The organism is Vibrio sp. B1-2 (assembly GCF_963888445.1).
Lineage (GTDB): Bacteria > Pseudomonadota > Gammaproteobacteria > Enterobacterales > Vibrionaceae > Vibrio > Vibrio anguillarum.
Window position 1 is genome coordinate 18,705 of the sequence record NZ_CAWPJH010000014.1, and the last position, 13,632, is coordinate 32,336.

The following is a 13,632-nucleotide window of genomic DNA, read 5'->3' on the forward strand; positions in this document are numbered from 1 at the left end:
AACTTGGGGTTTATTGCAGCCAAGCATTCAGCATCCATACCAGTTTCTCTTGTTCGCGGATGTAGTCACTCATCAGTGCTGAAGTGCCTTCATCTCCCGCCTGCGTTGCAATTTCAAGAATTTCTCGTTGCTGGTGGATCAATACACTGAATCCCTTAACCAATCCTTGCATGGTTTCTTGACCATTAGTTGCGTTAGTGTGTTCTGACACTTGTGCTGTTGCTAAATAGGCGCTGAAGCTATGCAACGGTTGATAACCTAAAGTCAAAACTCGTTCCGCTAACTCATCAATTTTGACCTGTATGTCAGTGTAAATCTCTTCAAATTTTGCGTGCAGTTCAAAGAACTCTTTTCCTTTGATATTCCAATGGTAACCACGAGTATTCATATAAAACACTTGGTAGTTAGCCAATAATTGGTTTAACGCTTGTGCAAGTTGTTGACTTTGGTTGGTATCTAAACCGATCAAATTTGTTGTCATGTGTTCACCTCGTTGTCATGGATAAGTGATTTCTCTTGTTAAGCATTAGATTGCACCTTGAAGTGAACAAAATAAATTCGTTTTGATTGATTTATTCGATAGGTATTAGCTATTAATTATAATGGCGTTAGTGATCCTTTACCGATAACTGACTTGCGGATTACATAGCCAACTATTTCAACTTTATAGTAGAAACCTTAAAACACTGTGGATAGGCACTATGACCAAACGAGTTATTTTTTTTGATTTATTGCGCTGTTTGGCGGCTGTAGCGGTGATCGGTATTCATGTGTTGGCCCCCTATCGGCAGCAACTCGGCGATATTCCTTTTGAGCAGTGGGTGGTTGCGGTTGGCATCAATAGTGTAAGCCGTTGGGCTGTGCCAGTCTTTATATTGATCACTGGAGCCTTAATGCTTAGTGATCGTCGCCCTTTTGATGCGCGTTATTATGTTCAGCGACGTCTTGGCAAAGTTTTGCTGCCATTTATCGTTTGGTCGCTCTTCTATGCTTATTTGTCCGGCTGGAGTGCGAATGGATTTGATGGGCAAGTTGCAAAGGCGGTGCTGAGTAACAGTACGCACCACGCAACGTATTACCATTTAGGTTTTTTTTATTACTTTATCCCACTTTATTTTGTGATCCCTTTTCTACAACTGCTAGTCCGAAGAGTTGATGATAAAGCGCTGTACGCATTAGTTGCCGTGTGGCTGCTGACGACCACCTTATTTTTATGCGGTATTGATGGCCCTTGGAGCAATGAGCTATGGCTGTTTGCTGGTTATTTACCGTTGGGTTACTTGCTCTATCAGAAGGTGCCACTCAACCGAGTAACGCTATGTATGGCGATTCTGCTTGGCTGTCTGGCACTATTGACGACGGTATGGATGGTGGTCAGCCACAGTGTCGCAGCGGGTGAGTATACGATTGGTCGCTGGCTCTCTTATAAAACACTGAACGTTGTGTTAGCCGCCAGCATGATATTTATAGTGTGTCGATATTTTGCTGAGAGATTGCCCGCTCGTGCTAAGCAAGTCGTAAGTGTGATAAGCCAGCACAGCTTAGGCATCTATTTATTACATCCCATCTTTCTATGGCCTGTAAAAGAGTATGGGTGGGATCAAGGGAATCCCGCATGGGTGATCCCGTTATGGATTCTCGTAAGCGGCGCAGGATCACTGGTGGTGAGTATATGGGTTGCTCGCTCTGCAAAAACACGTTGGTTATTACCTTAACGTTTGAGTGCAAAGTGTAGAAACTTGTGTCCGCAATAAGTCAGCATTCCTTGGTCGCCTGGGTTAAGTGCATGGTAATAATGCACGCCGACTTGAAATTCCCGCTTTGGGCCAAGTTTGCCTTTTTGGACGTAAATCCAGAACTCCTGATCCTCTTCCCCAGGGCGAGCATGAGGGATGACGATGGCTTGCTTGTCGATAATCGTGACATTAGCAGTGCGTTCGGGGGCGTTTTCGCCTTGCACATGGCGACGATAGAAATAGCTAAATACCCAAATAGCAGAGATAACTAACAAAGCGACAACGATAAGTAATGAAAGCGGCATGGTGAACTCCTTAGCGATGAAGGCGACATTTTAGCGTGCAACATATGGCAAAGGAGTGTTACTTGCTACTAAAGCGTGAGTTTGATTGGTTTGACGGTTTTTTTTCCAGCGGATATCACATTTCCTCGGCAGGTTAGCGAGCAAAAATGCTCAACTATCTCGTGGGGAAGTATGATAAAAATAGATGGAGCGCCACCAGAGTTGGCACAGGAGGGCGATAATGTCAGATATTGAGAAAGTGGTTTTGCGAACGCGTCGATTGGAAAGCTTGTTGAGAGAGCAATATCACGCTGAGGGGAAGGGGTTACATCAATTGGTGACTAGCTGTGAAGAGCGTTTACCACATGATGTGGTGGGCAAGCTGAGGTTCATTGCCACTATTCGTAACAAAGTTGTGCATGAAGATAACTATCAGTTAGAAGATCGCAAAGCATTTCTTCGTGTGTGTGATGAATGTGAGAAGGAGCTGACTCCGCGCAGCGGTCGCTTTATTTGGCGCGTAGCCATTTCATTAATGACCTTAATCACGTTAGCGGCGCTTCTTTTTTACTATCTTCATTGGGAAGCCCTATCGAAACACGTCACAATGCCATAAATGGTATTAGGTTGTTTTACTCAATCGTTAGATAAAAAAAGAGGACACGAAAGTGTCCTCTTTTTTTATTGGGAATTAGATACTTAGTACATCATTGGCAGTGTCATTAGGCCTACGATAACCGCGATCATTACAAGTCCCTGTTTTTGAGATGAAGAAATCATAACACTGCTCCTTTATTCTGTGGTTTCATTCTATGAATATGAGAATAGCACTACTTTGTTTAGTTGATCAACCTCAATTTGATGAAGCATCCAAAATAACACCTTAACATCATCATATTCAGGGAATATTGGCAATGTTTAGTGCTTGTTTTGGTGTGTTTATATAATGTTCTTCTTGGTGCTGTTTTAATCTGTATTTATTTAATTTGTTGAATTTGTTTAATTTTATTAGGTTAATGTGATGTTGCTTGTATGGTTTTTTTTGGTTTTACTATCTTAGGTGGCTTATCATTGTCAGAGTTTGGTGAATTCTCATTTTTCGAGAAAAATTAATTTAATAATGAGATGTTCTCGCAAATAAAATTGGTTAAACCAGTTTTTTTTGCTAGTTAGTAAGTCAGTTGTTGCTGTTTTTTTATTAGAGGCTTTAAGTTCTGGTTTTTCTTTTGGTTTTTTCCTAAATCATTGTTTTTATTTTTATTTTTATTTTAATAATTTCTTTTTTAGTGTCGTTTTTTGTTGGTTTTCCTTTGTTTGTGTATTGTAAATGAGTGGAATGTCTCTTGGTAGCATTGTGGTGATTGAAAGTGAGGGTTGGTGAGTAAAGAGTGAGCTTTGATTGTTTTCGCCACTCTTTGTTGTTGAATAAAGCCAACGTTCTGATTCGCTAGCAAGATCCAATTTTTGCGTTCATCTGCTGGACTTCAATGATGACATGCCTACACTGACCGCAGATTTTTAAAGGGGAAATGAGATGTGGAGTTGGCTCTCCGTTGCTTTGTCTGGATTCATTAGTATTTCGGCTGTTGAAAGTAACAAAATCAAGCAAGCGGTAATGTTTAAAACACTCAGTATGCTGTTATTGGTGGCGATAGTTCTAAACCATACCACGCAGCTCACTTCTCCTATCTTATGGGTCACGCTCGGTCTGCTTATTTCCGCAATCGCGGACACATTGCATCTGTTGCAACGCTACTCAAAACTCTGTTTTGCTAGCTTTCTTGTCGCACAGTTGATGTACAGTAAAGCCTTCTGGGCGCAACTTTCTGACACTATGGTGTGGTGGTTACCCGCCCTTTTGATTGCGACCAGTATTGTGGCTTTTTTCCTATTGCTACCGCAAATCGACACCTTGATCTTTCCCGTAACCATTATGGGTATGATGTTAGTTCAGTTGGCGTGGGCGGCGGGAGAGTTGTGGCTGCAGACGCAAACAGTGCCTGCCTTTGCCGGGTTTGTTGGCTGTCTGGTGCTGATGCTCTCGGCCAGTTTGTTAGCCATTCACGATTACCGCAGGCCATTGCCTTGTGGGCGCTATCTTATTTCTGGCAGCTATTTATTAGCGCAAGCGTTAATCTCTGCCTCGGTGGCCTTGTAAACATTATCGATTCATCTATATCGTTACTTTCAGGAGCATCGAAATCTCATGACTGGGCTGATATACTGCTGCCACTTTAAATCGATGTGAGTAGTGAGAGATGGATATTTTATCGGCGGCGACCATGCTTTTTTTGATCATGGACCCGCTTGGCAACCTGCCGGTCATGCTCTCCATCTTAAAACACCTTGATCCCAAACGTCGCCGTGTTGTGCTCGTGCGCGAACTCTGTTTTGCGTTGATCATTTTGATGTTGTTCCTGTTTGCTGGCAAAAACATCATGGGTTTTTTGCACGTGCAACCGGAAACTCTCAGCATTTCTGGCGGTATCATTCTCTTCATCATCTCGATTAAAATGATTTTCCCTAGTGCAGGTAGCATTACTGGATTAGCAGCGGGGGAAGAGCCCTTCATCGTACCGATGGCAATTCCGATGATCGCGGGTCCTTCAGTGATTGCGGCCTTACTGCTTCTTTCGACTCAGCACCCTGACAAACTCCTTGAGCTGTCAGCCTCTGTACTGCTCGCGTGGGGCGCCACTTTCATCATTTTGATGTTCTACGGTTTCTTCCACAAAGTGCTGGGTGAACGCGGTTTAAAAGCGGTCGAGCGTTTGATGGGATTATTGCTAGTTATGATCTCAACGCAAATGTTCTTAAATGGCGTAAAAAGCTATATGGGGCTGTGATTCGGGGATAAAAAAGCCGCCTATCGTGTGAACTTGAAGCGGCTTTTCCTATGTTGCTTTCTTTATGCCGTTAACTTACGTCATGTGTTTGCGGCGGATATCGAGCAGCGCGAAGACTCCAAATACCAGAATCGACCATTTTTCCCAACGGCTCATGCTGATCTTGTCACCAAACGCACCGATAAAAATCAGCATTTGTAGTCCGTGCATAATGAACAAAAATGCCGTCATAATATAAAGTGCAATCGCCGCTTTACCGGGGAACGGCATGAAGATATTCAGTAATAGAATCAACCAAACAAAAGCAATCGCCGCTTTTGCAAGTACCAGTAACACTCTCATTCCGAGCTCCTCTCAAATAGTCGATAACTGACTTGGCCTGCGTTTTTCTCACGGTGTAGATGCCAATTAGCAGGGATGCCTTCTAGTGCCAATTCTTTTTCCGTCTCAATATAAATTAGCGCTTCATCGGCAAGCCAGCCATTTTGTTCTAAAAGCGAGACGGCTTCGCTTAATAAGCCTTGGCGAAACGGCGGATCGATGAACACCACGTGGTGAGGCGTCCCTTGCTGCTTGAGAAAGGCCTGCGCATCACTATTTATCGCTCGTAAGTTGGTCGCGTTGAGCGCACCAATATTATGTTCAAGCTGTTTGAATGCCGTCGGGTTGAGTTCAATCAGCGTCACGGATTCTGCTTGCCTTGAGGCGGCTTCAAACCCAAGGCTGCCAGAGCCTGCAAATAAATCTAAGCAGTGTGCACCAGGGATCTCCTGTGCTAACCAGTTAAAAAGAGTTTCTTTGACGCGATCCGTCGTGGGACGCAGACCTTGGGCATCATGAACAGGCAGTTTACGACCTCTCCATAAGCCACTAATAATGCGAACAAAGCCCGTTGAAGGCTTATTTTGTGATGAGTTTTGTTGGCGACGTCTTACCATAGATTTTTTGACCGCTAATAAAGTGATACTATACCCAATCTGCCAACCCGAAACGGGTTTGGTATAGCCATTGAATTTCAATAATGACAAAGTTTACCAATCTAATTGGAAAGTTTTCACTGCTTTGTCATTTTTCTTTTTCTTACGAGGGATAATCCTTCAAGAAAAGGGTCGTAGTTAGTTAGGTAGATCTAGGATATCCCCAGATGACGGAAAAAAAGAAACGTGGATTACTCTCTTGGCTCGGTTTTGGTGACGAAGAATCAAGTAAATCAACCAGCGAAACAGAACAAGTGCTTGAGCCATCTACGCTTGTCGAACCAGTTGATGCTGAGCAAGAACAAGAAACGACCGCAGTTGCTCAACCCATCGAAGAGCCACACACTGCGCTAGCAGAAGCAGAAGCAGAAGCAGAAGCAGAAGCAGAAGCAGAAGCAGAAGCACGAATTCAAGAGCAAGAAAAACCCAGCGAGAGTTTTTTCGCACGCTTAAAACGCAGCCTTAGCCGAACCAAAGCCAATATTGGTGCGGGTTTCTTTGGTCTGTTTAAAGGCAAGAAAATTGATGATGAGCTGTTTGAAGAGCTGGAAGAGCAACTGCTGATTGCCGATGTTGGGATGGAAACCACACTCAAAATCATCAGTAATCTAACAGAAAAAGCCTCTCGCCACGCGTTGAAAGATGGAGAGGCACTCTACGGTTTACTGAAAGACGAAATGGCCGACATTTTGGCCAAAGTAGAGCAACCGTTAGTGATCGATAGCCAAAAAACGCCCTACGTTATTTTAATGGTCGGCGTCAACGGTGTAGGCAAAACGACCACGATAGGTAAGTTGGCCAAACAGTTTCAAGCTCAAGGTAAAAAAGTGATCTTAGCGGCGGGCGATACTTTTCGTGCTGCGGCTGTTGAGCAGTTGCAAGTGTGGGGCGAGCGTAACAACGTACCAGTAATTGCGCAGCACACTGGCGCAGACAGCGCATCAGTGATTTATGATGCGATTGAGGCCGCCAAAGCACGTGGTGTGGATGTGGTGATCGCCGATACCGCTGGTCGCTTGCAAAACAAGAGCAACCTCATGGAAGAGTTGCGTAAAATTGTGCGCGTCATGAAAAAAATTGATCAATCAGCGCCGCATGAAGTGATGCTGACGTTAGATGCCGCTACTGGGCAAAACGCCATCAGCCAAGCCAAACTCTTTAGTGAAGTGGCCCCGGTGACTGGGATCACCTTAACCAAGCTGGATGGCACGGCGAAAGGCGGCGTTATTTTTGCGCTGGCCGATCAGTTTGAAATTCCGATCCGCTTTATTGGGGTTGGCGAAGGGATTGACGATTTACGTCCGTTTGAAACGCAGCAATTTATTGAAGCTCTGTTTAGCCGCGAAGAGTAAGTGTGCGTGGGTGCTCAATGAGCACCTCATCATCCAATGGAGACTGGTGAGAGGAATAGCGAGTGATTAAGTTTCAACAAGTCAGCAAAGCGTATCGCGGAGGCCGTCAGGCGCTGCAAAAGGTCGACTTTCACCTACGCCGAGGAGAAATGGCGTTTTTGGGTGGGCACTCCGGAGCCGGTAAAAGCACCTTGTTGAAGTTAATCTGTGCGATTGAGCGTCCAACCGATGGGCGCATCAGCTTTAACGGTCACGATATTACGCGTATTCCCAATCAAGATATTCCCTTTTTACGCCGCAACATCGGCATTGTGTTTCAAGATCATCGCCTGCTGATGGACAGAACGGTTTACGACAATGTGGCATTGCCAATGCGCATTGAATCGATTTCAGAAAATGAAATTAAGCGTCGCGTCTCAGCCGCGCTGGATAAAACTGATCTATTAGACAAAGCACGCTGTTTACCGAGCCAACTTTCTGGAGGTGAGCAGCAACGAGTGGGTATCGCAAGAGCGGTCGTGAACCGACCTACCTTACTGCTGGCCGATGAGCCTACGGGTAACTTAGACCCAGAGCTTTCTAACCGCGTACTCAAACTGTTTGAAGAGTTTAACCGTGCCGGAGTCTCTATTTTGCTTGCGACGCACGACATCAGCTTAGTCAACACGCGTCCTCAATATCGTCATTTAGAACTTAACCAAGGTTTTTTAAGCGAGGTAGAAGACTATGGCCGTTAAGTCGTCGAATAAAAGGAACGCGAAAGCACGTGAACCGAAACGGGCCAAAACCGATAGTTTTTTAGCCATCCACTTTAAGCAGGCCAAGGCCTCATTTTCAAGTTTATGGTCACGCCCACTCGGCAATATTTTAACGCTCGCCGTTATTTCGATGGCGCTTGCGATGCCAGCCTGTATGTACCTGCTGAGCAAAAATATCGCGTCTGTAGCCAATAATGTCACCAACCCTGCTCAGATCAGTGTCTATCTACATGAGCGCACACCTGAAGCACGAATTATGGTGTTGAAAGATGAGCTAGAAAGTTTGGCCGATGTCGCCAGCGTGGAGTACATCTCACCGCAGCAAGGATTGGATGACCTGAGTCAATACGCCGGGTTTGAACAAGCCATTAGTTTATTGGATGATTACGCTTTACCTGGCGTGCTTATTGTTACCCCGCAGGTTGAGCAGCAAGAGCAAATCAAAGCGCTGGCGAAAAAAATACAAGCAGAACAAGACGTCACGGATGTACGCTTGGATGAAGATTGGCTTGCTAGGTTAAACGCCATTCGAACTTTAGCGGCGATCATTGTCGCGAGTTTATCGGTATTGATGTTGGGCGCTGTATTTCTGATTGTGGGCAACACCTTGCGCTTTAACGTACAAGCCAATAAAGAAGAGATCCAAACCATGAAATTGATCGGTGCCACCGATCGCTACATTTTGCGCCCTTATCTCTATGCTGGCATGTGGTTTGGCTTGTTGGGCGCATTCGCCGCTTGGCTGTTAACCGCTTTTGTGACTATTTTATTGAACGGTGCCGTTGAAGATCTTGCCCTACTGTATGACAGCCGTTTTCGTCTTATTGGCCTAAGTTGGGATGAATCCTTACTGCTGTTGATGCTCGGTACTTTCTTAGGATGCGTAGCGGCAAAAGTATCTGCGCAGCGTCATTTAAAAGAAATTGAACCAGTTTAGTTGAATATTGTCATATGTAGGCAATAACTGTTGGCTAGCTTTAGCCACAGCACTTGTATAGGCGACTTGTTTATGCATAATAGTTTCCCCTTGCTTGAATCTTGTTCATTTTAGGTTCAAGATTGTCGGGTTAAAAACATCCATTACTCCAGATCAGAAATTGATGAGGAATTGAATGACAAACCAAACGTATCAAATGGCTCTCGTTTCACAAGACAGCTTAGACAGCTACATTCGTTCAGTGAACAGCTACCCAATGCTGAGCGCGGAAGAAGAGCGGTCACTCGCAGAGCGATTACATTACAAAGGTGAAATTGAAGCGGCGAAAGGGTTGATCTTATCGCACCTTCGATTCGTTGTTCACGTTGCTCGTGGCTATTCTGGTTATGGCCTGCCCATGGCGGATTTAGTTCAGGAAGGCAATATTGGCTTAATGAAAGCGGTGAAGCGTTTCAACCCAGAAGTTGGGGTGAGACTGGTTTCCTTTGCTGTGCACTGGATCAAAGCTGAAATTCACGAATACGTGTTACGCAACTGGCGCATTGTAAAAATAGCGACCACGAAAGCGCAACGTAAGCTATTCTTCAACCTACGCAAATCGAAAAAGCGTTTAGGCTGGTTTAATAGCGGTGAAGTGGAAGCGGTTGCTCGTGAGTTGGGCGTTGACCCGGCTGAAGTGCGAGAAATGGAATCACGCTTAGCCGCGCAAGATGCCACCTTTGAAATGTCGGCGGAAGACGATGATTCGAGCTCTTCTTACACGGCACCTGTGCTTTATCTCGAAGATAAGCATTCGGATCTTGCGGATAACATTGAAGCGGCGAATTGGGAACATCACACCAACAATCGTTTAAGCTTGGCGTTGGCTAGCTTAGATGAACGCAGTAAACATATTGTGCGCTCTCGTTGGTTGGATGATCAAAAAGCTACGCTACAAGAGTTAGCGGAAGAATATGGTGTCTCAGCTGAGCGTATTCGTCAGCTAGAAAAAAATGCAATGAAGAAGCTAAAGGATGCTGTCGGCGAGTTCTAATCACTGACTCATTGTGAAGCGCATTAAAAACCGAGATCTTACGATCTCGGTTTTTTTATTTTTGATCACTTTAAGTGATCAAATTTCCAGCGCGCTGATTGTGGATAACTCTGTGACAAAATTATTCGTGAGCTGTCATCAAGTCGGTTAAATCAAGGCTTGAACACCGTTTTATATTTGGGGATATGTATTGTGTTACACACAGAAAAGTCAGGATCATCACTACATGTTGTGGATCTATTTCTCATTTACTACTTTATCAACGCAATCCACAAGATTATCCACAAACGGCGAAAAAGTGATCAGTGGTGGATAACCTTATAAAGGCCGTGTACTTGATTGCCTTGGGATAGGTTACAATCAAACGCTAAAAATAAAACCAATCAGAGGAAGCGATGGATCAGTTTCAACATATCAATGCTCAAGCAGCACAAGCTTTAATGGAACAACATGATGCGCAATTAGTGGATATTCGTGATGCGCAATCTTTTGCGGTTGCACATGCAAATGGCGCATTCCACTTAACCAACGACAGCATGGTTTCATTTATGGAAAAAAGCGAATTTGACCAACCCATTTTAGTGATGTGTTATCACGGTATTAGCAGCCAAGGTGCTGCACAGTATCTGATTAACCAAGGTTTTGAACAGGTGTATAGTGTGGATGGTGGATTCGAAGCTTGGCATCGTGCAGGCTTGCCCGTAACCAGCAATTAGGATGACTTATGTTAAGACTGATCACGCTCAATAACCCAAGAATGGCGCAAGCCTTTATTGATTACATGGCCTCTCGTGAAATTGAGATTCAAATGATGCCGGAAGGGAGTGGTCAATTTGCGTTATGGTTACTTGATGAGCAACATCAGATTGAAGCCGAAGCGGAACTCAACCATTTTCTGCACAATCCAAATGACAGAAAGTATCAAGCCGCTTCATGGGATGTGGCCGAAAGCCGCAAAAGTCACTTTCAATATCGTTCACCGAGCATGTTGGCGATGCTCAAAGCCAAAGCTGGGCCTTTAACACTGGGCGTGATGATGGTATGCGCCATTATCTTTGCATTGCAGCAGTTTGGGCTAGCCAATCAAGTATTTTCCGCATTACATTTTCCTGCTTTGGCTGGGCAGCAATGGCAGATTTGGCGCTGGTTTAGTCATGCTTTACTTCATTTCTCTGTGCTGCACATCGTCTTTAACTTGTTATGGTGGTGGCAGTTGGGGGGCGATGTTGAAAAACGGCTTGGCTCATTCAAACTTGGACAGCTATTTTTAGTGTCAGCACTGTTGTCCGGTGCGGCTCAGTACTGGGTTGAAGGAGCCAATTTTGGTGGTTTATCGGGTGTGGTCTATGCGTTGGTCGGTTATCTATGGATGCTTGGTTGGAAAGCCCCTCATCTTGGCTTGCAAATGCCCAAACCGGTGATCGGTTTTATGCTGGTGTGGTTGGTGCTCGGGTTTGTACAACCCTTTATGGCGATTGCCAACAGCGCGCATTTAGCGGGTCTATTTGCAGGAATCGCCTTTGGATTAAATGACGCCAGCCGTCATCGAACTCGTTAAGCAAAAACATCAATAGAGCGACAATTGCTGCTCTATTGATAGATGTATTTAGTAAACAGTAGGTCAGCAATAATGGTTCGGCCTATTTCAGGCAGTAACACCGCGTTGAGCTCTGTGACCAACGTTTTTCTTAAATCTTCCCGACCTGCGAGTGATTTTATCGTCTCTTCGGTCTGTTTACCGAGTAGCTCGACGATGGCATCACGAATCAGTGGTTGGTGCCGTTCAACGGCGGGTAAATCGGCGTCGCTGGATACCATCACGTCGATACGAACTTGGATGTAACCTAACTTATTTCCTTTAGTGAAAAAGTTGGTGGTGAGATCCGGCTCTAAGGTAAAGTACGCCAGCCTAGGCGCTTTTTCATCTTGTGCATAACTTGGTAACGCACAAAACAAGCTTAGAGCGATAATTATTTGGGCTACATAACGTTTAAGCATATTTCTATCTTTTCTTTAGTTGGTTCACGATACTCGAATCGCTTGAGTCTTGTTACAATAGAGCATCGGATTGTAATCAAAATGCTTATCTCGTTGTTTGGAATATACCGCAGTTGTCGCTTCCCGTTTTTACAAGCGGGTTTTTAACCTCCAACCGAGGGATTCTGTGAGTGAGCGCTTTTTATGGTTGTGTTAACCAAAAATGGACCTTTATTGTATGTTGATAAAGCCACTAATTGAATACTAGTATGAATCAATCAATTTCGCTCTATCTGTCTGCTTTGCGAGAAGTAATTTGGCAACAACCTGACGTTTTTTCTTTTCCTGATCAGGTTTCTCAGTCTTGGCTTTTAGAGCAAGGATCATTATCTCGCGTGTTAGAGGCGCAGTGTCAGCAACTGAGCGTTGAACTACTGCACAATAAGCTCGTTGAGGCAGAAAAATTACAGGGTGATGAGATGGCTCTGTTATCTGATGAAGCCTGTTTGTTACGCCAGGTTGTGCTGCGTGGTGATCAACAGCCATGGATTTTAGGCCGTACTTTAATTCCTCAATCTTCGATGCTGGGTCAGCAATATGACTTAGCGCGCCAAGGTGATATCCCGCTTGGGTTAACGGTTTTTCGTGCTGAGCACGTTAAGCGTGACGCACTACAAGTGGGCTGGGCAATGATGGAAGAGGGGCCGTTGCTTGCACGCCGTTCACGATTATGGATGAATAATAAACCGATGTTAGTTGCGGAGCTGTTTTTACCCTTTTCACCGATTTACTCTAAGGAGAGAGTGTCATGACTTTGGTTAAGGCGCGTGCTTATTGGCAACTGATGCGCATGGATCGCCCCATTGGATCTTTACTATTGCTGTGGCCAACCTTATGGGCATTGATTTTAGCCGCGCAAGGGTTCCCTGATCCTAAAGTGCTACTGGTGTTTGTGTTAGGAGTGCTGTTGATGCGCTCGGCGGGTTGCGTGATCAATGATTTTGCCGATCGCAACGTTGATGGGCATGTGAAGCGAACTAAACAGCGCCCCTTGCCAGCAGGTCGAGTGACAACCAAAGAGGCGATTGCGCTGTTTTTAACGCTAGGTATCACTTCTTTCCTGCTGGTTTTGACCATGAATCCACTCACGGTTCAGCTCTCCTTTGTCGGTATCGCATTAGCGTTTGTTTATCCGTTCATGAAACGTTATACACACCTTCCGCAGTTGGTATTAGGGCTGGCCTTTAGTTGGTCTATTCCGATGGCATGGGCGGCGCAAGCCAACGAATTGCCAGCGGTGATGTGGGGGCTATTTTTGATCAATGCGTTGTGGACAGTGGCGTATGATACGCAGTATGCGATGGTTGATCGTGATGACGATATCAATATCGGAGTCAAATCGACCGCTATTTTATTTGGTCGTTTTGATAAAATCATCATCGGCATTTTACAGTTATTGGTACTGGCGTTGATGATCGCACTTGGTGGTTATTATCAGTTAGGGGCGAGTTTTTATTGGTCAGTATTGGCTGCAGCGGCTCTGTTTGTTTATCAGCAGCGTTTAATTCGTCATCGTGATCGTGATTTATGCTTCCACGCTTTTCTCAATAATAATCACGTTGGCATGGTGTTAACGTTGGGCCTGCTTTTTGCGTTTTGGTAAGTAGTTCACTAGTTTTTGTAAGTACTTCACGAATAAAGTAAAGGCATCCATTGGGATGCCTTTACTGTT

Annotated in this window: 17 protein-coding genes; 12 read left to right on the forward strand and 5 right to left on the reverse strand. The window is 44.8% G+C overall.

Features of this window, described 5'->3' with window-relative positions; all coding sequences use genetic code 11:
• Nucleotides 1–10: 10 nt before the first annotated feature.
• Nucleotides 11–481, reverse strand: a complete 471-nt coding sequence (locus tag AACQ75_RS07370) for a Dps family protein (protein ID WP_013855507.1) — start codon at nucleotides 479–481, stop codon at nucleotides 11–13.
• A gap of 220 nt (nucleotides 482–701) precedes the next feature.
• On the opposite strand from AACQ75_RS07370, the gene AACQ75_RS07375 reads away from it, so the two are divergent.
• Nucleotides 702–1,715 (forward strand): acyltransferase, encoded by a 1,014-nt coding sequence (locus AACQ75_RS07375; protein WP_129532127.1) that lies wholly within the window; start codon nucleotides 702–704, stop codon nucleotides 1,713–1,715.
• Here AACQ75_RS07375 and AACQ75_RS07380 read toward each other — a convergent pair.
• The gene (locus AACQ75_RS07380) at nucleotides 1,712–2,041 is read right to left on the reverse strand and encodes a DUF2500 domain-containing protein (protein WP_017044543.1); all 330 of its coding nucleotides are present in this window, start codon (nucleotides 2,039–2,041) and stop codon (nucleotides 1,712–1,714) included. The genes AACQ75_RS07375 and AACQ75_RS07380 overlap by 4 nt on opposite strands.
• A gap of 220 nt (nucleotides 2,042–2,261) precedes the next feature.
• On the opposite strand from AACQ75_RS07380, the gene AACQ75_RS07385 reads away from it, so the two are divergent.
• The 3 genes from AACQ75_RS07385 to AACQ75_RS07395 all read left to right on the forward strand — a co-directional run bounded on the left by AACQ75_RS07385 (nucleotide 2,262) and on the right by AACQ75_RS07395 (nucleotide 4,866).
• Nucleotides 2,262–2,636 carry a hypothetical protein gene (locus AACQ75_RS07385; RefSeq protein ID WP_026028288.1) on the forward strand — a complete coding sequence of 125 codons (375 nt, stop codon included), beginning with the start codon at nucleotides 2,262–2,264 and terminating at the stop codon, nucleotides 2,634–2,636.
• Nucleotides 2,637–3,554: 918 nt separating this feature from the next.
• Nucleotides 3,555–4,178 carry a lysoplasmalogenase gene (locus AACQ75_RS07390; protein WP_013855503.1) on the forward strand — a complete coding sequence of 208 codons (624 nt, stop codon included), beginning with the start codon at nucleotides 3,555–3,557 and terminating at the stop codon, nucleotides 4,176–4,178.
• A gap of 100 nt (nucleotides 4,179–4,278) precedes the next feature.
• A complete protein-coding gene (locus tag AACQ75_RS07395) occupies nucleotides 4,279–4,866 on the forward strand; it encodes a YhgN family NAAT transporter (RefSeq protein WP_017048588.1) in 588 nt (195 codons plus the stop codon).
• A 75-nt stretch (nucleotides 4,867–4,941) separates the two neighbouring features.
• On the opposite strand, the gene AACQ75_RS07400 is transcribed toward AACQ75_RS07395, so the two are convergent.
• Nucleotides 4,942–5,208: a DUF1145 domain-containing protein gene (locus AACQ75_RS07400; RefSeq protein WP_013855495.1), complete on the reverse strand. Its 267-nt coding sequence runs from the start codon at nucleotides 5,206–5,208 to the stop codon at nucleotides 4,942–4,944.
• The gene (rsmD, locus tag AACQ75_RS07405) at nucleotides 5,205–5,804 is read right to left on the reverse strand and encodes a 16S rRNA (guanine(966)-N(2))-methyltransferase RsmD (protein WP_170889779.1); all 600 of its coding nucleotides are present in this window, start codon (nucleotides 5,802–5,804) and stop codon (nucleotides 5,205–5,207) included. Before rsmD ends, AACQ75_RS07400 begins: the two co-directional genes overlap by 4 nt.
• Before the next feature lie 206 nt (nucleotides 5,805–6,010).
• Between rsmD and ftsY the strand changes: the two genes are divergently transcribed.
• The 6 genes from ftsY to glpG all read left to right on the forward strand — a co-directional run bounded on the left by ftsY (nucleotide 6,011) and on the right by glpG (nucleotide 11,481).
• Nucleotides 6,011–7,195 (forward strand): signal recognition particle-docking protein FtsY, encoded by a 1,185-nt coding sequence (gene ftsY, locus AACQ75_RS07410; RefSeq protein WP_047690012.1) that lies wholly within the window; start codon nucleotides 6,011–6,013, stop codon nucleotides 7,193–7,195.
• A gap of 62 nt (nucleotides 7,196–7,257) precedes the next feature.
• Nucleotides 7,258–7,932 carry a cell division ATP-binding protein FtsE gene (gene ftsE, locus AACQ75_RS07415; RefSeq protein WP_010316903.1) on the forward strand — a complete coding sequence of 225 codons (675 nt, stop codon included), beginning with the start codon at nucleotides 7,258–7,260 and terminating at the stop codon, nucleotides 7,930–7,932.
• A complete protein-coding gene (ftsX, locus tag AACQ75_RS07420; protein WP_170889763.1) occupies nucleotides 7,922–8,890 on the forward strand; it encodes a permease-like cell division protein FtsX in 969 nt (322 codons plus the stop codon). Before ftsE ends, ftsX begins: the two co-directional genes overlap by 11 nt.
• A gap of 175 nt (nucleotides 8,891–9,065) precedes the next feature.
• Nucleotides 9,066–9,923 carry an RNA polymerase sigma factor RpoH gene (gene rpoH / locus AACQ75_RS07425; protein ID WP_013855491.1) on the forward strand — a complete coding sequence of 286 codons (858 nt, stop codon included), beginning with the start codon at nucleotides 9,066–9,068 and terminating at the stop codon, nucleotides 9,921–9,923.
• 395 nt (nucleotides 9,924–10,318) lie between these two features.
• The gene (gene glpE / locus AACQ75_RS07430) at nucleotides 10,319–10,639 is read left to right on the forward strand and encodes a thiosulfate sulfurtransferase GlpE (RefSeq protein ID WP_010316900.1); all 321 of its coding nucleotides are present in this window, start codon (nucleotides 10,319–10,321) and stop codon (nucleotides 10,637–10,639) included.
• 8 nt (nucleotides 10,640–10,647) lie between these two features.
• Nucleotides 10,648–11,481: a rhomboid family intramembrane serine protease GlpG gene (glpG, locus tag AACQ75_RS07435; RefSeq protein WP_047690446.1), complete on the forward strand. Its 834-nt coding sequence runs from the start codon at nucleotides 10,648–10,650 to the stop codon at nucleotides 11,479–11,481.
• A gap of 32 nt (nucleotides 11,482–11,513) precedes the next feature.
• On the opposite strand, the gene AACQ75_RS07440 is transcribed toward glpG, so the two are convergent.
• Nucleotides 11,514–11,921, reverse strand: a complete 408-nt coding sequence (locus tag AACQ75_RS07440) for a flagellar basal body-associated protein FliL (protein WP_013855488.1) — start codon at nucleotides 11,919–11,921, stop codon at nucleotides 11,514–11,516.
• Nucleotides 11,922–12,157: 236 nt separating this feature from the next.
• Between AACQ75_RS07440 and AACQ75_RS07445 the strand changes: the two genes are divergently transcribed.
• Together AACQ75_RS07445 and ubiA are read left to right on the forward strand one after the other, a co-directional pair.
• Nucleotides 12,158–12,712, forward strand: a complete 555-nt coding sequence (locus tag AACQ75_RS07445; RefSeq protein ID WP_170889765.1) for a chorismate lyase — start codon at nucleotides 12,158–12,160, stop codon at nucleotides 12,710–12,712.
• Entirely contained in the window at nucleotides 12,709–13,563 is an 855-nt protein-coding gene (ubiA, locus tag AACQ75_RS07450; RefSeq protein WP_170889767.1) for a 4-hydroxybenzoate octaprenyltransferase, read from the forward strand. The genes AACQ75_RS07445 and ubiA overlap by 4 nt, the downstream gene beginning before the upstream one ends.
• The last annotated feature ends 69 nt before the right edge of the window (nucleotides 13,564–13,632 follow it).